The sequence below is a fragment of the Sphingomonas sp. LH128 genome (assembly GCF_000293195.2).
GTDB classification, from domain to species: Bacteria; Pseudomonadota; Alphaproteobacteria; order Sphingomonadales; family Sphingomonadaceae; genus Novosphingobium; species Novosphingobium resinovorum_A.
In genome coordinates, this window is sequence record NZ_ALVC01000011.1 from 1 (window position 1) to 22,575 (window position 22,575).

Genomic DNA, 22,575 nt, shown 5'->3' on the forward strand with positions numbered 1-22,575 from the left:
CCCGCGCCCCCCCCCCCGCCAATGGCTAAGGAGCTCAAGAATATCGGCGCTTCGGTGCGCGCCCGCCTCCTGCAGGTCGCCAAGGCGAGCGGTCAGAGCTTTGATCTTGTCCTAACGCGCTTTGCGCTCGAACGACTCCTCTTCCGGCTCAGCCAATCACCGCATGCGGACCGCTTCGTTCTAAAAGGCGCGATGCTGATGATGAGTTGGTTTGAGGATCCATATCGCGGCACGCGTGACCTCGATCTGTTGGGGTTTGGCGATCCTGAACCCGAGGCGATGCTCGCGACATTTCGGGACATCCTGGCCCTCAACGACGATGATGGTGTGGAATTTGACGTCGAAGCTCTTCGCGTCGACCGCATTCGCGAAGAGCTCGAGTATGGCGGGCTGAGGCTGCGGACAACCGCCTCGATCGGCGGTGCCAGGATCAGTCTGACGATCGACATCGGCTTCGGTGATGCGATGGAACCAGGCGCAGAGATGCTCGACTATCCCTCCATGTTGGCGTTTCCCGCACCGCGTCTGCGTGCCTACGCGCGTGAAACTGTTATTGCTGAGAAGTTTCAGGCGATGGTCGCGCTCGGGCGGGCGAACAGTCGCATGAAGGATTTTTACGACATCTGGATCCTCAGCAAGTCGTTCGATTTCTCCGGCGACAGGCTCGCTCGCGCAATCGCTGCAACATTCGCCCGGCGCGAAACAGCGATCCCTGTCGATTTGCCCGATGCGCTAACGCCGGCTTTCGCCAACGATGAACAAAAACAGCGACAGTGGAACGCCTTTGTCAGGGATGTTTCCGCTAATCCAGGAAGCTTGGAAGATGTCGTGACCAGCTTGGCTGATTTTCTAATACCGCACGCTATACAAGCGCGCTCTTCAAATAATAATGGTTCAAAGTTGTAATTCGGATATCTCTTTTGGAGATAACTGAAGGGGGGCGTCGTGGATATATTCGATCTCGATCAGGCGTTGATAGAGCGATACGAATCGTTCGCGCGCTCCTTTTCGGAGATCCATGCGCCGGAAATTCGCGCTCAGGTCGATGCTGCATATAATGAACAGCGTTTTTGGCCAGAGCCCCTCATTACTATCAATCCGCATTTCGAGGCCGGTCATTCTATTGATCAGCTTGTCGCTAAGGGTGTGTTGGATCCGACCCTCAGCAAGATATTCGCCAGCGGTCCTGACCGGGCGCCGATCAAGCTTCACCGCCACCAGGAGCGTGCTGTCGCGAAAGCGCGCAATGGTGAGAGTTTCATCGTCACAACCGGTACAGGGTCCGGAAAATCGCTCTGCTTCTTCCTGCCGATCGTGGATGCAGTCGTGCGCGCGCGGCGCGCAGGCGAGGCGCAGCGGACGCGCGCGATCATCATTTATCCCATGAACGCGTTGGCCAACAGCCAACTTGAAGAGCTTGAAAAGTTCATCGGCGGCTCGGGGGTCGAAGAGGAATTACGCCCGACCTTTGGTCGCTACACAGGCCAGGAAAGCGATGCGGAGCGACAGGCCATTGCCAAGGCCAAGCCCGATATCTTGCTCACGAACTTCATGATGCTCGAACTGCTCATGACGCGTCAGGACGAGCTCGATCGCGCTGTCATCGCCAATGCAGACGGCTTGGATTTCCTGGTGCTTGACGAATTGCACACCTATCGCGGCCGACAGGGCGCAGACGTTGCGATGCTGGTGCGGCGCGTCAAGGACCGCCTCGTCAAAGAGGGCAAGCTGCTCTGCATCGGCACCTCGGCGACGATGTCGAGCGCGCAGGATGAGATCGAGCGAGCAAGTGCCGTTGCTCGTGTCGGCAAGCTCATTTTCGGGGAAGAACTGAGCCCGGCCTCGATCATCGACGAAAATCTTGCCCGGGCGACGGATCCCCGTATCAATAGTACGAGTCTAGGAGCATCACTGGTAGATGCCGTCCGAGCGCCAATTCCCACCGGCCTCAGCGACAAGGAGTTGTACAGCAATCCGCTTGCCTGCTGGATCGAGACCGAGATTGGACTCGCTGAAGGCGAAAAACTGCGTCGTCGCCCCCCGATGACGATGAGCGACGCGACCTCCAAACTAGCAGCCCAGACGAAGATCCCCCCAGAGGAATGCAGGAGCGCTCTTGCCGGGATGCTGTCTTTGATGGGCCGCCGCGAAGATCTTCGCGGCGGCGTCAGCGACCGTGCATTTCTGGCATTTAAGCTTCATCGCTTTATTTCCGGCGCCGGGCATGCCTACGCAACGATCGAATCTGCCAGCGGCCGGCGTGTCGTGTTGGAGGGGCAGGTCTTCCATCCCTCCGATCCGAATGCGCGCTTATATCCGGTCTTCTTTTGCCGAGAATGTGGCCAAGAACACCATAGCGTCCGCATTGAAAATGCGCTCGATGGTATCCGGGTTCTTGCGCGGGCCATCGACGAGCCGGCGAGTGAAGACGCAGAACCAGACGGCTCGCGAACCGGCTTCCTAATTCCCGCGGTCAATGCCGACTTTCAGTTCGGTGGCGCCGTCGCTGACTATCCGGACGATTGGCAGGAAACCACGCCGGCAGGCCAGGAACGCCTTAAAGGAGGACATCGCGGCAAGCATGAAGGGCAACTCCTTTTCGTGAAGCCTGATGGGTCGCTCGGCGACGATGGAGTGCCGACATGGTTCTTCGGCGGCAAATATCGCTTCTGCCCCCATTGCCGCCATCAGCCGCCCCAACAGGCTCGTGACATCAACAAGCTAGCGGGGCTGTCGGCTGAAGGCCGTAGTTCGGCGACTACGCTCATCGTCTCGACCATCCTGGCGTGGATGGAGGCGGACGGCACGCTTGAGGAAAGCACACGGAAACTCCTGGGCTTCACAGACAATCGCCAGGATGCGGCCCTGCAGGCAGGGCATTTCAATGACTTCATTTTCGTCAGCTTGCTTCGTGGCGGTATCTTACGTGCCGTGCGGGACGCAGGCGAAAAGGGCCTCGCCGACGTTCGGTTCGGGGAGGCTGTTCGCAAGGCGCTTGGCTTCGATTTGGAGGAGTCTGAGCGGCTCTCCGATTGGATGGCCGACCCGCGCGTAAAGGGATTCCACAACCGGCAGGCCGCTGAGGAAGTGCTAACGTCGATCTTGGCACATCGTGTTTGGGCGGATCTCCGGAAGGGTTGGCGCTTCACAAATCCCAATCTCGAAGAAGCCGGCCTCGTGGAGGTGCGGTTTCCGGGACTGAGTGAACTCGCAAGCGATGACGAGGAGTTTTCCGACAATCCGCGACTGGCGGCCAGCACGCCCCAATTGCGGGCCCGGCTCTTCACGCTGCTTTTCGACTATATGCGTCGTGGCCTTGCGATCGCCACCGAAGCGTTGGATCGCCAGCGGATATTGCAGGTCGCCGAGACCTCCAGAAATCACCTGCGCGATCCCTGGCTGATCGATCAGAACGAAGAACAGGAACTGCGGCAGGCCGGATTCCTGATGCTCGATCCGCCGAGCAAGGCGGAGATCAGCGCGGCGGAAGATGTACTGATTGTACGAGCAGGCTGGCGGACGGCGTTGGGTAAGGCGCTGCGCAGCAAGGATCTGTGGGGGGAGCAGCTCCCGGTCAAAGAGTATGACGACGTTATCGCCACGCTCCTGCGTGCGGCCGAAAACCACCAGGTCGTCCGGCGGGTCGTCACTGGCGGAGAAGCTCCTGCGTGGCGCCTGTCATCGACCGCCTTGCGCCTCTTTCCGGCGACCAAGAGGGCCGATGGGAAACGCGAAAATCCCTTTTTCCGGGCGCTCTACGAGGATGTTGCGGAGATGCTAGCGCAGGAGGGCAACCTGCCTTTCGCCTTCGAGGCTCGGGAGCATACCGCCCAGGTCGACCAGAAAGTTCGTGCTTGGCGTGAAGATCGGTTCCGGTTCGGGAAGTCAGATATCGAAAGGATCGCCCAGAACCGGGACGAAATGCGCCAGGAAGGCGAACCCGCGAGTTTCCTCCCGGCGCTGTTCTGCTCTCCCACGATGGAGCTCGGTGTTGATATCAGCGCGCTGAACGCTGTCTTTCTTCGGAACGCACCGCCAACACCGGCAAATTATGTGCAGCGAGCCGGCCGTGCTGGCCGCAGTGGTCAAGCAGCGCTGGTCGTGACCTATTGCGCTGCGCAGTCCCCCCACGACCAATATTACTTCAATAATCGGCAGGGGCTTGTCGCGGGCGTGGTGAAGCCGCCAGCCCTCGATCTTGCCAATCGAGATCTGCTGCGGAGCCACCTCCATGCCGAATGGCTGGCGGCTGCCGTGGTGCCGCTGAAGCCAGCCATCCCTGAAAACTTGAACATGGCAACACCGGAGATGCCGATCTCCGATCCAATCCAAGCGGCGTTCGAAAAGCTTGCCGCAAGCGGAGCCGCAAAGCCGACGATGCGCCGCCTTCTTGATCAGACTGTCAGTGCGGTCGAGTTAGCCGACGCTCCGTGGCTGGCCGATATCGATGCCTTCGTTGATGAAACCAACCGGGAAGCTGCGCAGAATTTCGCAAGCAGCTTCAGTCGGTGGCGGGAGCTCTACCGAAGCGCACGCCGTGAGCAAGATGAGGCACATCAAATTCAGCAGAAGACGTCCTTCAAACCGGGCGAACGCAAAGAGGCTGCGCGCCGTCATTTCCGGGCGACTGAAGAACTTGACATGCTCGAGCGCGGACAGGCTTCGAACGGCTCCGATTTTTACACATATCGATATCTCGCGACTGAAGGCTTTCTGCCGGGATATAATTTCCCGCGTCTTCCGCTCTATGCTTTCATCCCTGCGACCAAACGTGCGGCCGTGCTGCAAAGGCCGCGTTTTCTCGCCATTTCCGAGTTCGGTCCCAACAGCCTGATTTATCACGAGGGGCGCGCCTACCGGGTTGTCCGTGCGAAGCTGCCGGCGCACGGTCGCCTCGACGATGGCAAACTGGCAACCACGAGCCTCATCTTATGCGGCGAGTGCGGAGCGGCTCACACTGATGACAAGCTCGAGCGATGCCACGCGTGCGGCGCGTCGTTGGCCGGTGTGGATCGGCTCGACAATGTCTATCGGATCGACAATGTCGAAACCGCACCGTCGTCTCGGATCACGGCGAATGATGAAGACCGGCAAAGGCGCGGCTTTGAGATCCAGACCGTTTTCCAGTGGCAATTCGAAAAGGGCGTTCCCGATATCCGCACGCTCACCTTGCGTTCGGAAGCAGGGCCGTTGCTGTTTCTCGATTATGGCGCGCGCGCGAAGCTATCGCGCGTCAACAAGGGACTTCGCCGTCGGAAGTCCAAGTCGATAAATGGGTTCTGCATCGATCCGACGTCAGGCCGATGGGTAAAGGATACGCTCAACGGCGGGGATGATGATGACATGGATGTCACGGTCCCGAAGTCGCAGCGGATCGTGCCGATCGTCGAGGACCATAAGAACGCGCTGCTGGTACGGCCGCTTGCAAATTTTGACGAGCGGCAAATGGCAACCCTGCAGCACGCTCTTCTGCGAGGCATCCAGATTGTTGCCGAGCTTGAAGAAGGCGAGCTCTTGGGCGAGCCGTTGCCTGCGCGCGAGGACCGCAAGGCAATCCTGCTTTACGAGGCGACCGAGGGGGGAGCAGGTGTTCTGAACCGCCTTGTCTCCGATCCGCGCCGAACGGCGGAGATCGCCCGTCAGGCGCTGGATCTCATGCACTATGATTTCGCGCCGGACGGGACTGGGCTAAAGGAGCGGTCGGATGCTTGTGTCGCTGGCTGTTACCGCTGCCTGCTCTCCTACTTCAACCAGCCCGACCATAATCTGATCGATCGTCGAGACGCGGAGGTCACGGCCTTTCTCTGCCAGCTTGCAGAGCCTGAGGTCGTGCAGGCAGAGCCGGTGGAGGCCGCGAGCGGCTGGCTTGGTGCGATAGGCCGGTGGGGATTGCCAGCGCCATCCCCGCGCAAGGTCGACGGCACTTTATACGAGCTTTATTGGCCAAGCTTTCAGGTGCTCGCGGTGTCAGGTCGTGTACCGGACAGGCTGGCTGCGGCATGCGCCGACTTGGGGGTGGATATCGTCGAGCTTCCCGAGGTGCCTGGCGAAGCCGCGCCGAGGGATTTGGTTGAGTTGTTGGGGGCGGCGTAGTGGAAGCGGTCAGATTTTCACCGGGGGATCTTGTCGAGGCGCGAGGACGCGAATGGGTCGTCCTTCCGTCTCCGGATGACGACATCCTCAATGTGCGGCCCTTGTCAGGTTCAGAAGCCGATGCGCAACGGATTGCGCTCGCGCTTGAAGTCAATCCCGTCAGGCCTGCGCGATTTGCTCCACCAACACCTGAGCGGCGAGACACCCAGGACGGTGCGCGATTGCTGGCGGATGCGCTGCGTCTGTCGCTTCGCCGAGGCGCCGGCCCGTTCCGGAGCGCTGCACATCTCGGCGTGGAGCCGCGCGCCTATCAGCTCGTGCCGCTGATGATGGCTTTGAAGCTGCCGGTGGTGCGGTTGCTGATCGCCGACGATGTGGGGATCGGCAAGACGATCGAGGCGGGATTGATCATTCGCGAGATGCTCGACCGTGGCCTGATCGACCGCTTCTCAGTGCTGTGTCCGCCCCATCTCGTCGAGCAATGGGTGAGTGAGCTTGCAGAGAAGTTCGACATTGACGCCGTGGCGGTGACCTCGGCCAGGGCGCGCAGCCTGGAGCGTGGTCTTCCTGCGGCTCAAAGCCTATTTGAAGCCTATCCGCACACTGTCGTCAGCCTCGACTATATCAAGGCTGACAGCCGCCGCGACGAATTTGCACGGGCGTGCCCGTCCCTTGTGATCGTTGATGAAGCGCATGCCTGCATCGGCGGAGATCGCGGCAGACATCAGCGTTTCGAGCTTCTCGAACGCCTCGCCTCTGATGAGGAACGCCACATGCTGTTGCTGACGGCAACGCCGCACAGTGGTGATGAAGCGGCGTTCGATCGTCTGCTGGGCCTCATTAGCCCGGACTTCGCGGGAGGTCCCCAAGGCGATGAGAATGCGCGCACGCGATATGCTCGCCGCCTTGCCCAGCATTATGTCCAGCGACGCCGACCCGACATCACGGAGTCCGGCTGGCACGAAAAGCGAACCTTCCCTGTTCACCAGGTGAAGGATGAGCCCTTCAGTCTCAGCGGCGAATTTCGCGCGTTCCATGATCGTGCCCTGGACTACTGCCTGGCTGTTACCCAGCGCGCCGGCGCCGACCAGCGCAGCCGACGGCTTGCTTTCTGGGGGACGCTCGCGCTCATGCGGTGCATCGGCTCCTCGCCGGCAGCCGCGACAAACGCGCTGCGCAATCGCTTGGCCGGGGTGGCGGATGAAGAGACGATCCAGCCCGTCGTGTTCGACGAAGATGAAGGCCTGCTCGACCAAGGCGATGTGGAGCCTGGCACGGCTAGCGCCAGCGCCGAAGAGCGCGGTGAACTCGCCGAGCTGATCGCGATTGCAGAGTCCCTTGATCGCCGTCGCGGCGAGGATCCTAAGGTGGCGCGGCTCCTAAAGGTTCTGAAAGGGCTGCTTCAGGAAGGAGCCAAGCCGGTCATCTTCTGCCGGTTCATCGCAACGGCGGAGGCGCTGGGCGAAGAGATCAAGCGTGCTTGGCCAAAGGCTGACGTGGCAGTCGTGACAGGACGCCTGCCGCCTGAAGAGCGACGAACTCGCATCGATCAGCTCGAGGATTCCGAGAGTCGAATCCTCGTCGCGACCGACTGCCTGTCCGAGGGGATCAATCTGCAAGCGCTGTTCGATGCCGTCGTTCATTACGATCTTAGCTGGAATCCGACCCGACATCAGCAGCGCGAGGGGCGCGTCGACCGATTTGGTCAGCGTTCGCCGGTCGTCCGCTCGGTGACGATCTTTGGCGACAACAGCGCGATTGATGGCGCAGTCCTGCAGGTCATCCTGCGAAAAGCGGACGCTATTCGTAAGGCGACAGGCATTTCGGTGCCGATGCCCGAAGACAGTGAAGGCGTGACCTCCGCGCTGATGCAAGCGCTTATGCTACGGGCTGGCGGACATCGAGAGCAGATGGCCTTCGATTTCGGCCTTTCAAGTGAACGGCTCGATAGCAAATGGCGCGACGCCGAGGAAAATGCGAAAGCAAGCCGCGCACGCTATGCGCAAGGTGCGTTGAAGCCCGATGAGGTGCTGCCGGAATGGCGGCAGATGCGCGCGCTAAACGGCGGCCCGACCGAAGTCGCCCGCTTTACGGAACGCGCTTTGAAGCGCGCGGGTGCGCCGCTGGAAAAGGCCGGACGGCATTATTTGGTGCATCTGGATGCGATGCCTGATGCCATTATGGAGCGCGTGGAAGCGCGTGGTCTGCGTGGGACGCGAAGGGTTGGCTTTGAGGATGATCCGGCGCCGGGTGTGACGCACCTCGGGCGTGCCCATCCCCTGGTTGCAAGTTTGGCAGAAAGCTTGGCGGAGGGAGCACTGGATCCGGAGGGGGCAGCATTCCGCCCCCTTGGCCGGTGTGGCGCCTGGCGCACCCGTGCCGTCGCCCAGATGACAACACTGATGCTGTTGCGCCTTCGTTTCAAGCTCATCACTAGCGGCCGTACAAACCGCCTGCTGCTGGCCGAAGAAGCGACAGGGATCGCGTTTGGCGGAGTGGCTCCGGCGCCGATTCTCGAAGGACATTCTGCCCTTGAGCTTCTCGAGGCAGAGGCGGCCGGAAATCTTGATGAACTCGCCGCTGCGCGTCAGCTCCAGAGAGCTCACGAACGACTAGTCGGTTACCAATCCGCGATTGAGGCCTTCGCAGCCGAACGCGGAGCGGCACTCTCCGCCGACCACCTTCGGCTGACGGAAGCGGCGCGCGGTGGGGCGACGGTCGAGGTGGTTCCCGTTTTGCCAGCGGATGTCATAGGTCTCTATGTCCTCCTTCCGGAGGGCGAGTGATGGCCCGGCATCTTAAGCGCTCCGCCAATATCGGGCTTACTGCCGTCTCGATCGAGGGAGGATTGATCTCTCCCGATCAGGTTGCGGTGATCGCCGCAACTGCTCCAGACCAGAAAGCAGCCGCGGAATACGGCTGCCCCAAAGGGACGAATCTGCGCGACGAGATCACGCGCTATTTCAGGATCGGCCAAGCGCATTGGCAGGCGTATACTGGGTTAGAAGCGCCGACCGAGCTTCAGACTACCGCCTTTGTTAAGAGCCTGCTCGAGGAGGCGTTCGGGTTCGAAGGCCTGCAGGGCCCGAGTCTGCGCCAGCAGGATGGTCATACTTATCGTATCACCCTTGAGGCAAAGGGCGGCAGGGTGCCCGTCGTTGTGGCTGCACCTCTGCCTGAAGCGGATGCGTTCACCAAAGCGCTTCCGCACCTTGGCGACGATCATGGCGGCACTATCCCGAGACGATCGCCGAGCGTGTTGCTGCAAGACTGGCTGAACGCAAACCCCGAGTTCCTATGGGGCCTGGTGTTCGCGGGTGACCGTCTCCGTCTCATGCGAGATAACGCCAGTTTCACCCGTCCAGCCTATATTGAAGCAGATTTGGGGGTGATCTTCCGCGAGGAGATGTTTGCGGATTTCACTGCGACGTGGCTGCTTATCCACGCAACGCGTTTCGGCGGGCAAAATGCTGCGGCGGCCGATTGCGCGCTTGAGCGCTGGCGCGAAGCCGGACTTCGGGCCGGAACGGCGGCGCGCGAAAAGCTCGGGGTCAACGTTCGAGAGGCCCTTCTGGCCCTAGGACAGGGGTTCCTAGACGCGAATCCAGACCTTCGAAAAGAGTTGGATGAAGATCGCCTCGGCGTCGCCGGATGGTTCGAGCAACTTCTGCGCATCGTCTACAAGCTGATGTTTCTCGCCGTCGCAGAGGACCGCGAGTTGCTTCATGGGCCAGGTACATCGGCCGCATCACGCGGGCTCTATGCCTCAGCTTACGGCTTCGGGCATATGCGAGAACGCTCGGCCCGCCGATCTGCGCACGACCATCATCATGACGCATGGGAAGGGGCAAAGATCGTCTTTCGAGGTTTAGCCCGTGGTGAAGATCTCTTAGGGTTACCGGCGCTCGGTGGTCTGTTCGCTTTCGGGAAGACGCCAAATCTGGATAGCGCGAAGCTGCCGAACAGAGCATTCTTGCGCGCCGTGTTTCATTTGAGTTGGCTGATCGAGGACGGTCGTCGCGTCCGGATCAACTGGCGTGACATGGCGACGGAAGAGCTGGGCTCAGTTTACGAGGGCCTTCTCGCACTTGTCCCAATTCGCGAGGACAGTGGTCGACGCTTCGCTTTCGCTGAGGGCGATGAGACACGCGGCAATGAGCGTAAAACCAGCGGTAGCTACTATACGCCAGATAGCCTGGTTCAGACTCTGCTGGATAGTACCCTCGATCCGGTACTCGCCCGGGCCGAAGCCGAAGCTGGCGTTGATGCCATGCTGAAACTCTCCGTAATCGATCCAGCCTGCGGATCCGGTCATTTCCTCCTTGGCTCTGCGCGGAGAATAGCAAGCCGGGTCGCATTGCTGCGTGACAGCGAGGCGCCGGACTATCCAGCCGCGATGCGCGATGTCGTCAGTCATTGTATTTACGGCGTCGATCGGAATCCGATGGCCGTTGAACTCGCGAAGGTGGCGCTATGGATCGAGACTGTAGATCCAGGAAAACCGCTTACATTCTTAGATAGCAACATCCGCTGCGGGGACAGCCTGATTGGCGTCTTCGATGTCGATATGTTGAAGAACGGTATCCCCGACGAGGCTTACAAGCCGCTTACAGGTGACGATAAGGAAATTGCCAAAGCTTACGGCAGGTACAACAAGCAACAGCGCGACGGTAAGGGAGCAACAGGCCTCTTATCTGAGTTGCGACCGCCAAAGAGCTTGTCGCGCGCAGATAGTTTGATCAATGAGCTGCCCCAAGACAATTTGGGCGAGGTGGAGGCAAAAAGCCGCACTTTCACCGAGATGCGCGCTTCGGACGAATGGCGGCATCTCAAATCCGCGAGCGACTTATATGTTTCCGCGTACCTCTACACTGCGGCTTTTTTTGCGCCCAAGCCTGCCAATGCTCTGGGATATGATGATCTGCCGCTTACAGAGCATGTGTGGAAAGCCGCCGCTGGTCGGGAGGTCGCAGCACACTTGACGGAAGGCGCGGAGGCAACCTCCCGCGCAGTAGCTGCTTTCCATTGGCATATCGAATTTCCGCGAATCTTTGAGTCTGGCGGCTTTGACGTCGTCATCGGTAATCCGCCATGGGAGCGGATCAAACTTCAGGAACTGGAATTCTTCGCCTCTCGCTCCCCAGCGATCGCAAATGCCGCAAATAAAGCCGAGCGTGAAAAGCTGATTAAGCAGCTTGAGAAGGCTCACCCTGAAAGTGTGGATGGCCGATTGTGGCAGGAGTTCCAGTTCGCCAAGCGCACAGCCGAGGCCGCGAGTGAATTTGCCCGTTCCTCCGGTCGGTACCCGCTCACGGGTCGCGGGGATGTCAATACGTACGCTCTATTTTCAGAACACTTTGCGCGCCTTACTAAGCCGGAGGGCCGGGCGGGTATTATTGTGCCCACGGGCATTGCTACGGACTTGTCAACCTCAGCTTTCTTTGGCGATCTTGTCGCCAGAAAGCGTCTCGTGCAACTGATCGACTTTGAAAATCGCGAACGCATCTTTCCAAGTGTATATTTCCGTGTCCGCTTCTGCCTCCTGTCGATCGGCAAGTCGAGCAGCTCTCGATTTGCCTGCATGCTTACAGACCCTGCACAGTTGGACGACGCAGAACGCCGCTATGTGCTTTCAGCGGATGACATAGCCCGGATCAACCCAAACACGAAAACATCGCCACTTTTCCGTTCGCGCGCGGACGCGGACCTGACGGCGAAGGTCTACGGGAAGACGCCTGTTCTCATCGAGGAGCGAGAGGCTTCGCAGGGCGGTGAGGTGAACCCGTGGGGCATCTCGTTCCAAACGATGTTCCATATGTCTGGAGATTCCAGTCTGTTCCGGGCGGAGCGGGCACTGATAGCGGAGGGCTGGTCGCGGGCGGGGCGTGACTGGATTCGCGAGGGGAAAGACGGCGAGGAACGCCGTGTGCCGCTTTACGAAGCGAAGATGATCCACCACTTCAATCATCGATATGGCGACTTCAAGGACGCTGCAGAAAAGGACGACGCCGACTTTCGTGAGATTCCGCAGGCCGATCCTGCAACGCTGTCAGACCCTTCTTATGAGCCGACACCACGATACTGGGTGCCCGCTGATGAGGTGAGCTTGCGCGCTGCTCGAGTTCCTCCGCCCCTTAAGCGGTGGATTCGTGAAGGCAAAGCCGAGCATGCATTGAAAGCGCTCGCTGAATGGCTGGTTGGCTATTACGCGATTGAGGAAGTAGCTCTACGCGAGAGCGAACTGATTAGAATTTTGGGAGCCGAGCACGCTTGGCGCTCGGTGCTTGGAACATCACCCGACCGTTTCCTCTTGGATCCTCGAACGCGGGCGAACGGCCAGGATGCTCAACGCGAGACACCGCTGACGAACGACGACATCCAGTTCCTGGCAAGCGGGCCACGCAACCCCTTAGATCTTGCAATTGCTTTGGTGCGCCGCAAGCAACCCCGTTGGCTCGTGGGTTGGCGGGACATTACGAACGCGACCAATGAACGCACCGTAATTGCCTGCGTATTCCCAAAGGTCGGAACCAATCACAAGCTTCCGCTTGCCTACCTCAGATCTGATGCACAAGGCGGGGCCGCCTTTGTGGGTCAACTGAGCTCGCTATGTTTCGACTACGTTGCGAGGCAGAAGCTTAGCGGAACATCGCTAACCTATTTCTATCTCAAGCAGATGCCTGTTCTTCCGCCATCCATATTTTCGCGCGACGACTACCGCTTCATCGTCCAACATATGTTGGAGCTAACCTATACCAGCGAACTGATGCGTCTGTGGGCAGAAGACCTTGGTTATTCCGGGGCTCCTTTCGCTTGGGACGAGGGGCGCCGCGCATCCTTGCGTGCAGAACTCGAAGCTTTTTATGCGTTGAAATTTGGATTGGGTCGGGACGAGCTTCGTTATGTGCTCGATCCTTCGGACACAAAGGGGGCCGGCTACCCCTCCGAAACATTCCGTGTACTCAAATCAAGAGAGGAGGCGCGGTTCGGAGAATACCGCACTCGTCGGCTCGTGCTCGCGGCTTTTGATCAGCTTTCAACGTCGCGGCTTGCAACCCCTCCCATTGAAGTTCGCACGCCTCAGTCAGTTCCTACGATCTTTCCAGATGGTGCACTGGCTCGGCCGTCGCAAACACAGCCGGGCGATGTCGGTGCGGTCCTCACCGCTGTCCTCAAGACGTTGGATCGCGCAGTGCCGATCCGGGACGTACGTCTTGCGACTGCCCTAATTTTGGAGCCGCGGCTGCTAGTTGCACTGCTTCCAGTAGATCAGGCAACAGAGTGGCGTCGGCGCGTTGGCCAGGAAGCGGAACCGTTAACGAACAACATTGTCGCGTTCGCAACGCGCAATAATGCGGCTTGGGGCGTCGCTGTTCAGAATCACCGCGCTAATGGTCGGCTCATAGAAAATCTACAAAGCGGGACCTGGGCTCCAGGGGCGGGATTGGAGGCGGTTTATACCGCAGGTTGGCCCGACGGCCGCGCGGCGTTTGTGGTGGAGGCATTGAAAAACGTCAACTTAGACGCGGCGATAAATTCGCTGCCCGCCGACGTACAGCAGTGGGTGACCCATGCCGCAGCAGCCTGACCTTCTAGACCCGCAGCTTCTGACGGTAACTCCTGCTGAAGGGTTGGAAGGGCCGCGGCTTTGGGTTCGACGCCTTGTCATATGGAAAGAGCCCGGTGGGGAGAAGGTGCGGGATATCGAACTTCGTCCCGGCCTAAACATTGTCTGGTCACCCGACGGAGCAGACGATGCTGCCTCGGTAGGTCAAACAAGTGCTGTTGGTCATGGTAGTGGCAAGACGCTTTTCTGCCGGCTTATCCGCTATTGTCTTGGTGAAGACCGTTTCGCCACGGAGCCGCAGCGTGATCGGATCGGTACAGCATTCCTGAATGGCATCGTGGGTGCCGAGGTCATACTAGACGGTATCTGTTGGGCGATCGTACGCCCTCTCGGCCTCCGTCGAAGACACATGGCTGTGCCGGACGGAAATCTCGATGAGATCGCCGCTGGCGAGGGCGCTTCAACGGGAATGGAGCCGTTCGTAGAGGCCGTCGATCAGCAAATAATCACCACGGCACTTGCCCGATTGGTTCGCCCGCAAGCGAACGGCTCCGTTTGGCCGGTCGCGCTCGCCTGGCTCACGCGGGACCAAGAGTGTCGATTTGACGATGTCCTTGACTGGCGGTCGCCGACCTCGGACTCCGATTCGCCTATGCCCGCGAGCGGGCAGGAGAAGGGACCAAGGCTTGAGGCGCTCCGGTCGTTTCTGATGGCGATCACGCCTGAGGAACAAGCCACGCGTGGCGAAGTCAATGGCCTCAGCGAGGAGCGCCGAGTTCGGGATCAAGAGATTGGCCATCGCCGGTGGGAAATCGAACGCACGCAAACTCGGCTCGTTACGGGTCTCGACCTTGACGGTCAGTCGCTTCCAGAGATGCCATTGCTGATCGACGTCATGCGCAGGTCCGCCAGCGCGCGCTTGGCGTTGGCAAGCAAGATTCCGACTGGCGGCGACGCTGAACTCGCCGCAGCACGCGAGCAACGAGAGGCTGCGAGAAATGAATGGGCGCGCCTTGAAGGCGACCGTATCCGAATTGGAGCGCTAATTCCCGCTGAAGAACGCACATTGGCGATGATACGCGGGGAATTACCCGGTCTTTCCTATTCGAAAGTCGAGGCTGAAAGCCCGATCTGCCCGATATGCGAGGTCCCTATCGACCGAGCCTTGGCAGAAGGCTGCAAGCTCTCGCACAAAATTCCTGATGTCGACGCCTGTCGGCAGCGTTGGAATCAACGACAGGCTGATCACGACGCCCAAGCGAAGCGAGTGGAAGACTTGCGGCAAGAGCAGACGCAGCTCTTGCCCCAGATTGCTCTGGCCAAGCAGCACTTCGACCGATCGGTCGATCACGTCACGAACATCGAGAAAGCCCGCGATGCGCGAGAGTCCTCTTGGTACGCTGCCCGCAGGCTCCAAGACGACGTTGAGCGCCTTGCCGAACTCTTCGAAATGCAGGAGGCGGGTATCAAGCGCTTGCGCGAATTGGGTACAAAACTTGAGACCGAGAGAGAGCGGCTTGGCGCCTTTCGTGACAAACAGGCCCGCGTTTTTGGACGCATAAGCGAGAAGTTCGACCCGATCGTTCGACGGCTGGTCGGCCACGATGCAAAGGGTCGGATCACCCTTAGCGGGAATGGGCTTGATCTTTCGGTAGACATGGGGGGCGACCGCAGGACAGCCGCGATCGACTCTCTCAAGGTTCTGGCCTTCGACCTTGCTGCGATGTGCGTGAGTATCGAAGGCGCGACGCGTGTGCCGTCATTTCTGCTTCACGACAGCCCACGTGAGGCCGACCTTGGGCTGTCAATTTACGGCCGGCTCTTCGATATCGTTCAAGATTTGGAACGCGTCGGCGGAAAGCCGCTGTTTCAGTACATCGTAACGACAACAACGGCGCCTCCAACCGAGTTCAGGGAACGTCCGTACCTGCAGCTAAAATTGCATGGCGACCCGCCGGCGGAGCGCTTGCTCGGGGTCGATTTATGACCACCACTGAGGGCCGTCTTGCGGCTTATCCATTCGTGCTTCTCTCTGAGTTGCGCGACGCCGCGAACGAACATGGATACCGCATCGGTCCTGAAGAGGCCGGTGGATGGGTCTTTTTCCGGTCAGCCAGTGCGCCAGGGGAGATCGGACTGGCCGCCGCAAGCGGCTCCGGTCCATTCTTTCTGTCCCTGATGCTGCCGGGAGTGGCTCGAGCGCTGGACGCTCAATCTGCGGCACCTTGGGCCAAAGGTCACGCAGCGGCCTTCATGTTTGCCACGCGCGATGAGCTGCATGCCGGGGTCCAAGCGGTGTACCGCCTGTCAGTTAGCTTGCCCAACTTTCCCCTTGAGAAATACGAAAGGGCCGTCGCGGGGATCGGCGAGACTGAAGGCGAGCGCGCGCAAAAATTCAGGATCGGACAGAATATCTTTCGCGATGCCCTGATGGAATACTGGAACGGAACCTGCCCGTTGAGTGGAATTTCGAGTCCTGCGCTGCTGAGGGCCTCGCACATGATCCCATGGTCCGATTGCACGACCGACGCGCAGCGACTCGACGTGCATAACGGACTTCTGCTGTCCGCTCTATGGGACGCTGCATTCGATGCCGGGCTGGTGACATTTGATGACGACGGTTTGGTTTTGACCTCGCCTCAGTTGGAGATCGCTGCTCACCAAGCGCTCGGGATAGGAAAGACGCTGCGGTTGGCGCTACGGGACGAGCACCGGCCTTATCTGGCGTATCACCGCAATCACGTTTGGATGCAGAGTTAGGCAAGCAGGAAGGCGGGAGCGTTCGCGAGGATCCGGTAGCGATCAATGGCGCTGCTTGACCAAACTTGATAGAGTTTGAGTGACGGTACTTCTTGAGGTGGCGGCGAGTGCGTTGCGGACCGCCGCATAGGTGATCATCGGGCGATTGATGTCGATAGATGGCGAAATCGCAAATATTTTTTACCGGTCATTTTCCTTTTGAAATTAAGAGCGTAACTTTTTGACGGCCCCTGCGTCGGCTTTTGCCCGTCGCCATCGCCTAATTTCCCAATACGTTCAAAGGGTTATAATGAGATTAAACAATCGAGTGGGAATGATTTTTACCCCTCTGGCGGTATCCGATTGCACGCCATGTTGCGATCTAACCGTATGAGAAAAAACGATAAAAATATCATCATCTATCGTCGTCTATCGAGGGGCAATGCTCCGATTTGACGGTATAGCGGACGGTATGGGGGAACTTGTTCGGTTAGGGGTTTACCTATACCGTCAGGGCTAAGAGAGCTGCTGACGGTATAGTTTTTGGCCATAAATATTTGAAATTACGAGATAAAATCGCTTCCAGCGACGCCTGTTTTGGCCTGACGGTATAATTGGCGCCTCTCTGCTGTTGTTTGGACAGATTTGGAGGCTCTCATGCTTACCAACACTTCTATTAAGGCACTGAAATAACAGAAAAAATTGTACAAGGTGAGCGATCGTGACGGTATGTAAGTCGTGGTCCAGCCGTCAGGGACCATCGTATTCCGCTGCGACTACCGGCTCAACGGACGGCGCGAGACGCTGACGCTCGGTCGATATGGTCCCGACGCCCTTTCGCTAGCCAGGGCTCGCGAGAAGCTAATCGACGCGAAGCGGGCCATTTCTGAGGGGCGGTCGCCTGCTCAAGAGAAGCAACAAGACAAGCGTCGACTGAAGGAGGCGAAGCGGTTCGGCGAGTTCGGCGAAAAGTGGTTCCAGGAATCGCGCATGGCGGACAGCACGCGGGCTATGCGGCGCTCCATCTACGAGCGCGACATTCTGCCGACATTCCGAAACAGGCTGCTGACGGAGATCACGCCGGACGATCTCCGTATGATGTGTGGGAAAAGTGAAGGATCGCGGCGCTCCAGCCACAGCCGTCAATGTGCGCGATATCGTGAAGCTGATCTTTGCATTCGCCATCCTGCATGGCGAGATGGTCGCCAACCCAGCGGATGAGGTTGGACCACGCGCCATAGGCGGCGCCCGGCGTCTGAAGCACCTCGCGAATGCCGGCGTCCTCGATATCCGCCACGTCCAGGTCGACTGTAGCGGCGTTGACGGGGCTGGCCGACGGTGGATCGAAGCTGTGAAGGAAGGTTCTCGTCATAGGGCCAGCGCCCGCTTGAGGTCGTCATGCTCGAAGGCGCTGGCCATGCGGTTTATCTCAGCCGGTCTCGCGCCGACCGCCTTTGCAGTTTCGCGCCAAGTTGAGGTCACGGTCGCCACGTCCTTGATGACCGTGCGAGCCTGCGCCAACGTGAGGGCGAAGAACTCCGAGGCCTCTTCCAGAAGGTCGAGCGAGCAGGTGCCCTCATCGAGATCGATGTTGGTCGTCAGCACTCGCGCTTTGATATCGGTCGGCACGGGATTGAGGTCATACGCTGGGGACAGTGACCATCCGGCCTTACCCAGCCAGAGGAAGCCGTGATTGCGCAGATGATCGTCGACATTTGAGATCAGCACATTGAAGACGACACGGCGATAAAGGGCGTGGGCATCGGTCTTCCCCTGCGCGCCATGCTCGGCCAGGGCGTCGACGATCTCCGGATAACTGCCGCGCTCGCCATCCTTGGCTCCCATCATCGCCATCGCCGACAGGAAGGGAATGCGGACCGCACCCTCTCGATCGAAGCGCCGCGACAGCATGACCTTCTTGCCGGCGACATCGATCAGTTCGTGAAGCGGCGTGGCGATGCCGGCTTGGCCCGCCAGTCGTAGGGCGATCTCCTCCCATGTCTCCATGCTGTAGTCGTCGGTCTCTTTGGGAAACTTGGCGATGGAGAGATGACCGTGCTGGTCCACGACCGAGGCCTTGGGCCGCGCTCCGCCAAGTGACGAGCCGGGCGCAAAGATGAGCTGGAGGTCTTCGTCGGTTTCCTCATCGCGCAGAATGCGTTCGGTGATCTGAAGCAGTCGGCCGAGTTCGATCAGGGCGGGCACGGCGGCGCGGATCGGCGCTTGGAATTGTTCTTCGCCGACCCAACGGAAGCGAAGCGCGCCAAGTCGGGTCTCGTCGGCGACGCCGAGCAGATAGTCGCTTTCGGCCAGACTGCGCACGGGGCGGCCATCGCGCTCGGCGCTGCGCCGCTCCGAGCGTTGCATGAGGCGGCGTCCCCAGGTGTCGGGCGCGGAATCGCCGATAGAGCCGAAGGTCGCCAGACCAGCGGGTGGCGCGAATGCCCCGCGCGTCAGGGCCAGAGCCGGCTCAAGCGAGAAGCGATCCGGGTCCTCAAGCCAGCCGCGATCATATTCGAACATGATGGTCTCGGCGCCACGGACGCGATTGCCCCGCGCCAACCCGATTGGGCGCGTGTGGCCATGAAGGTCGAGATGAACCTCGAAATCAGCCATCGCGCGACGCTCCGGTCGGCCGCTTCGGGTGGGCGTGCTTCGGCAAATCGGCGCTGGCCAATGCCTGACCGACGCTGTCGTTGCCGATATCGGCGATCTGGCTCAATCCTTCCAGGAGACCGAGCGCCTGAAGGACGCCGGCATAGATACCGATGCTGACATTGGTATCGCCCGCCTCGATCTTTTGGAGCGTCGAACGCGACGTGAAGGCTCGCTCGGCCACAACTGACATCGGCAGCCGACGACGGCGACGGGCATCATGGATGTCCGCGCCAAGCTTGCGCAGCGCGCGCCTCACCGCGGCGGGCGGATTATGGGGTGTCGGCATTTGCTACCTTCGCACTACAGACTGGAGGGATGTGTAGCGCGAAGATTACAATTTCTCTATAGGGAACTGAGCCGATTGGTCCGTCGCCCGATTGGCAAAAAATGCCTATGACGGTATAGCCCAGAGAGGCGCGAATGCCGGCCAGAGTAACCTGGCGTAGAAACGGCGAATGACGCTGGGGACGAGCAGTTTGGACCCTGCAATTTCGTCGTCGGCGATAGATGGCGAAACCATTGAATTTGGCATATGGCCAAAAAGTCCAATGATTTCAAAAGCGCTGTTCTTTGTCGGTGTCGCTGACGGTATAGTTTTGGGCGAGAAATATTTTTTCCCTAAAAATCAATCGGTTAGGATGTTAGGAAATAATCGAGTGGGAGTAAGCGGCAAGCCCGGTCCGATCGGCTGGGGGTCGGCTTCCTGACCGGTCCTAGTGCGTGCAGACCTTGGGCCGGTTGGGGTCGACCTGCTTGAAGATGAGCAGCTTGCGTTCAAGCCAGGTCGCGGATTCCAGCGTCAGGCTGGCGGCCGTCGCCTGCTCGATCAACTGGCCGTCGTGAACATAGGTTACCCACTGGTCGGGATGACGGCGCAGGAATTCCTCGATCGAGAACAGCACGTTCATCCGGCCCTCTTTCGCCGTGCGGGTGAGCGAGGGGCTTGACGAGGCGACGACCTGCACCACGTCCCGCTGGTAGTCGAACAGATAGGGCGGGCGCGAGAACAGCAGGTGGTTGGTGGTGCCGCCTTCTGTGTGCAGGTTGCTGAACATGTTGATCGAACTTTCGGTCTTGAGCCCGAGGTAGGGTGACAGGCAACTGACGAAGTAGAGTACCGGGACGATCCAGTTCCATGCAGCATAAGGACTGCGACCGGCGGTTCCTCCGCGATAGGGCAGGTACAGCATCGCTGCGTAGATCATCGCGGTCATCGCCACGCCGCCGACCACTGCCCAGGTCAGGATGAAGATCGAGTGCAGCAGCATGAGCGCGGGGCGGCCCGGGTTCGCGAGCGCCAGCAGCAGCACGACCAGCGTGGCGATCGCCAGAAGCGCGGCTATCGGCGCCAGAATGCCGATGCGGCCGAACAGGCTGCGCAGCGGCTCCACGACATGACGGCAGGTGATCTCGTAGATCTTCGCGCTGGCCTCGCGCGGCATCGTCAGCATGTAGAGCGCGAAGACGAGGCTGGAGAAGTCCATGTACCAGCTGTAGGCCGAGATCGGAATGATATAGTGGAACACCAGCGCGCTGGTCAGGCCGATCGCGAACCACCGCTTCCAGAACAGCGCGACGATGGCGATACCCTCGATCACGAACGTCGACCAGATCGCAAGGTAACGGCCGACGAGGTTGTCCTCCAGCCCGAACGGCTCGGCCAGCGGCTTGTAGAGGCCGACCGCGCAACTGACGGTGGGATCGAGGAAGTCGGTATTTATCTTATGGAAGATCCCGTAGAAGTACATCGTCGCGAGGATCAGTCGCGCCGGGGTGCGCAGGGACTCGTAAAGGCGCTCGCGGGTCAGTTTCCCCTGCGCGGCCAGCACTGTACCGCTGAGCAGGATGCACAAGTCGAACATCGTGGTGATCGTCTTGTTGTTGGATGCGACGGGCAGACGCAGTGCGTAGAGCAGGACTGTGCAGGCGGCGAGGGCGACGAAGGCGTAAGTCTTGCGCGGGAACAGGATCGTCATCACGCTGGTGGCCACGACCGACCACGCCAGCAGCATGTAGAGCGCGCCTTCGCGCCCGGTCAGGCCCCAGGGATCGCCGACGATGCTGAACAGTGCCGCGACGCCCCAGCACGGCGCCACCGCGGTCAGGCCGTCGAATGTGGGCGTTGCTGCGCCCTGCGATAGGCTGCGCCACGCGACCGGGCGGAAAAGCGAAGTGCCTGGTGCTGACGACATAAGTTACCCCTCGGTGTCGTTAGGTGCCGGTCAGTCCCCGGCGGCAGGGGACTGTGCGATGCGCTTGCGCGCGCGCAGCCACAGGGTCGCCCTTCGCCCCGCCTTCAGCCAGGGATAGCTGAGCCGGGCAATGGCGGGGCGGGAAAAAAGCAGGGCATTCATGCGGTTGAACAGGCTGGAGGGCGACGCCAGCAGCGCCAGCGCATGCACAGCGTCGGAGCCGTGGTAAATCCGTTCGCGGTAGGAGAAGACCATGCCGTGGTCGAGGTCGAAGCCTTGCGCCGCGATCGCGGCCACGCGCGGGTCGTCGCTGCGCGCATCGACGAGTTCGACGGGGCCGACGCTGTCGCGCAGCCTGAGCATGCGCACGTAGTTCTGGCAGAAGATGCACTCGCCATCGTAGACGACCAGCGCCGGCACCTCGCCGCTCACGGGACGTCCTTGCCGAGTTTACCGGGAGGATCGCGGAAGGATTCCCTCTCGCAGTCGCCGTAGAAGGCGCAGCCGGATACCACAGGGATATTGTGCAAGGCATCGACTATGCCCACGAGGGTCAGGATGACGCTTGCGTAGACGGCCGCGCGCTTGAGAGGCGTCAGGGCCTGCGGGTGGGTGGGGTCCTGCACGGCCCGAATCCTCCACGGTGACGAGATCGAATTGATCTCGGTACATGAGGAGGTTTTCAGACTTGGCGCGGCAGGACAACCGTATCGGAGTGGCTAACCCGTTCGGATAGTCGCTGCGATGCAGCAAAAACGAAGAAAACGGTCGGGGAAATCCCCGACCGCCTTCTTCGTGCGACCGCTCAGGCTCAGTTGGCCGATGCGACCTTCTTATAAGGGACGAAATCCTGCAGGCCGACGAAGCCATTCCACATGAAATTGGCATTGCGGTCATGCAGTTGCACGGTGTCGAGGCGGCACAGCTGCGAGGTGTACAGTCTGGTCACCATGACATCGTCATCGTCCAGCCGATCCACATTGGTCGGCCGGTTGACATAAAGTGTACTGCCGACCCGGTAGACGATCGCGGTCTTGTCGATCACGGTCGTGTTCTGGGTCTGCGAATAGGGGATGCAACTCACCGGCTTGCCGGCTTCGCGCCCGTCCAGCATCTTGGCGAGCTGTTGCTCACCGGTCAGCTTGGTGCGGGCCTCGGCGGCAGGCATGGCGAGCAGCGAAGCGACAGCGAGTGTCGCGCAGATCGCAAGCGTCTTCATGGCCTTCTTCCTCAGTTAACGCACCCCGCGTTGATCTTGTGTGTAGCACGATTCGTCTGAACTTGGGCTGACTGTTTGCGCCCTTCGACAGGCTCAGGGTGAGCGGG

The 22,575-nt window shown here is 60.0% G+C and carries 14 protein-coding genes and 1 pseudogene; 8 read left to right on the forward strand and 7 right to left on the reverse strand.

Annotated features, from left to right (window positions below; translation table 11 throughout):
* From LH128_RS01245 to LH128_RS34940, 7 genes and pseudogenes are all read left to right on the forward strand, one after another.
* On the forward strand, positions 1–906 hold a 906-nt coding region (locus LH128_RS01245), incomplete at its 5' end, for a nucleotidyl transferase AbiEii/AbiGii toxin family protein (RefSeq protein ID WP_327195013.1).
* Positions 907–945: 39 nt separating this feature from the next.
* Entirely contained in the window at positions 946–6,093 is a 5,148-nt protein-coding gene (locus tag LH128_RS01250) for a DEAD/DEAH box helicase (protein ID WP_008827752.1), read from the forward strand.
* Positions 6,093–8,879 carry a DEAD/DEAH box helicase gene (locus tag LH128_RS01255; RefSeq protein WP_037517008.1) on the forward strand — a complete coding sequence of 929 codons (2,787 nt, stop codon included), beginning with the start codon at positions 6,093–6,095 and terminating at the stop codon, positions 8,877–8,879. The genes LH128_RS01250 and LH128_RS01255 overlap by 1 nt, the downstream gene beginning before the upstream one ends.
* Positions 8,879–13,681: an Eco57I restriction-modification methylase domain-containing protein gene (locus LH128_RS01260; RefSeq protein ID WP_008827754.1), complete on the forward strand. Its 4,803-nt coding sequence runs from the start codon at positions 8,879–8,881 to the stop codon at positions 13,679–13,681. Before LH128_RS01255 ends, LH128_RS01260 begins: the two co-directional genes overlap by 1 nt.
* A 106-nt stretch (positions 13,682–13,787) precedes the next feature.
* Positions 13,788–15,647: a chromosome segregation protein SMC gene (locus LH128_RS01265; RefSeq protein WP_202950077.1), complete on the forward strand. Its 1,860-nt coding sequence runs from the start codon at positions 13,788–13,790 to the stop codon at positions 15,645–15,647.
* A complete protein-coding gene (locus LH128_RS01270) occupies positions 15,644–16,420 on the forward strand; it encodes an HNH endonuclease (RefSeq protein WP_008827756.1) in 777 nt (258 codons plus the stop codon). Before LH128_RS01265 ends, LH128_RS01270 begins: the two co-directional genes overlap by 4 nt.
* Positions 16,421–17,137: 717 nt before the next feature.
* A pseudogene (locus LH128_RS34940) lies at positions 17,138–17,434 on the forward strand (Arm DNA-binding domain-containing protein); the annotation flags it as partial.
* 40 nt (positions 17,435–17,474) lie between these two features.
* Here LH128_RS34940 and LH128_RS34945 read toward each other — a convergent pair.
* The 3 genes from LH128_RS34945 to LH128_RS01285 form a co-directional block, all read right to left on the reverse strand.
* Positions 17,475–17,696, reverse strand: a complete 222-nt coding sequence (locus LH128_RS34945; RefSeq protein WP_442800351.1) for a hypothetical protein — start codon at positions 17,694–17,696, stop codon at positions 17,475–17,477.
* Positions 17,697–17,767: 71 nt separating this feature from the next.
* Entirely contained in the window at positions 17,768–19,015 is a 1,248-nt protein-coding gene (locus LH128_RS01280; protein ID WP_008827758.1) for a type II toxin-antitoxin system HipA family toxin, read from the reverse strand.
* Positions 19,008–19,343 carry a helix-turn-helix domain-containing protein gene (locus tag LH128_RS01285; protein ID WP_008827759.1) on the reverse strand — a complete coding sequence of 112 codons (336 nt, stop codon included), beginning with the start codon at positions 19,341–19,343 and terminating at the stop codon, positions 19,008–19,010. Before LH128_RS01285 ends, LH128_RS01280 begins: the two co-directional genes overlap by 8 nt.
* A gap of 169 nt (positions 19,344–19,512) precedes the next feature.
* Here LH128_RS01285 and LH128_RS32955 point away from each other — a divergent pair, with 169 nt between their 5' ends.
* Positions 19,513–19,764: a hypothetical protein gene (locus tag LH128_RS32955; protein ID WP_172704866.1), complete on the forward strand. Its 252-nt coding sequence runs from the start codon at positions 19,513–19,515 to the stop codon at positions 19,762–19,764.
* Between the two features lie 6 nt (positions 19,765–19,770).
* On the opposite strand, the gene LH128_RS01290 is transcribed toward LH128_RS32955, so the two are convergent.
* The 4 genes from LH128_RS01290 to LH128_RS01305 all read right to left on the reverse strand — a co-directional run bounded on the left by LH128_RS01290 (position 19,771) and on the right by LH128_RS01305 (position 22,468).
* Positions 19,771–21,249, reverse strand: coding sequence for a hypothetical protein (locus tag LH128_RS01290; protein ID WP_008827760.1), 1,479 nt, complete (start codon positions 21,247–21,249; stop codon positions 19,771–19,773).
* A gap of 30 nt (positions 21,250–21,279) precedes the next feature.
* The gene (locus LH128_RS01295) at positions 21,280–21,681 is read right to left on the reverse strand and encodes a DCC1-like thiol-disulfide oxidoreductase family protein (protein WP_008827761.1); all 402 of its coding nucleotides are present in this window, start codon (positions 21,679–21,681) and stop codon (positions 21,280–21,282) included.
* Complete coding sequence (locus LH128_RS01300; protein ID WP_008827762.1) at positions 21,678–21,875, reverse strand: hypothetical protein; 198 nt, start codon at positions 21,873–21,875, stop codon at positions 21,678–21,680. The genes LH128_RS01295 and LH128_RS01300 overlap by 4 nt, the downstream gene beginning before the upstream one ends.
* A gap of 185 nt (positions 21,876–22,060) precedes the next feature.
* On the reverse strand, positions 22,061–22,468 hold the full coding sequence (locus LH128_RS01305; RefSeq protein ID WP_008827763.1) for a hypothetical protein: 408 nt from the start codon (positions 22,466–22,468) through the stop codon (positions 22,061–22,063).
* Between the last annotated feature and the right edge of the window lie 107 nt (positions 22,469–22,575).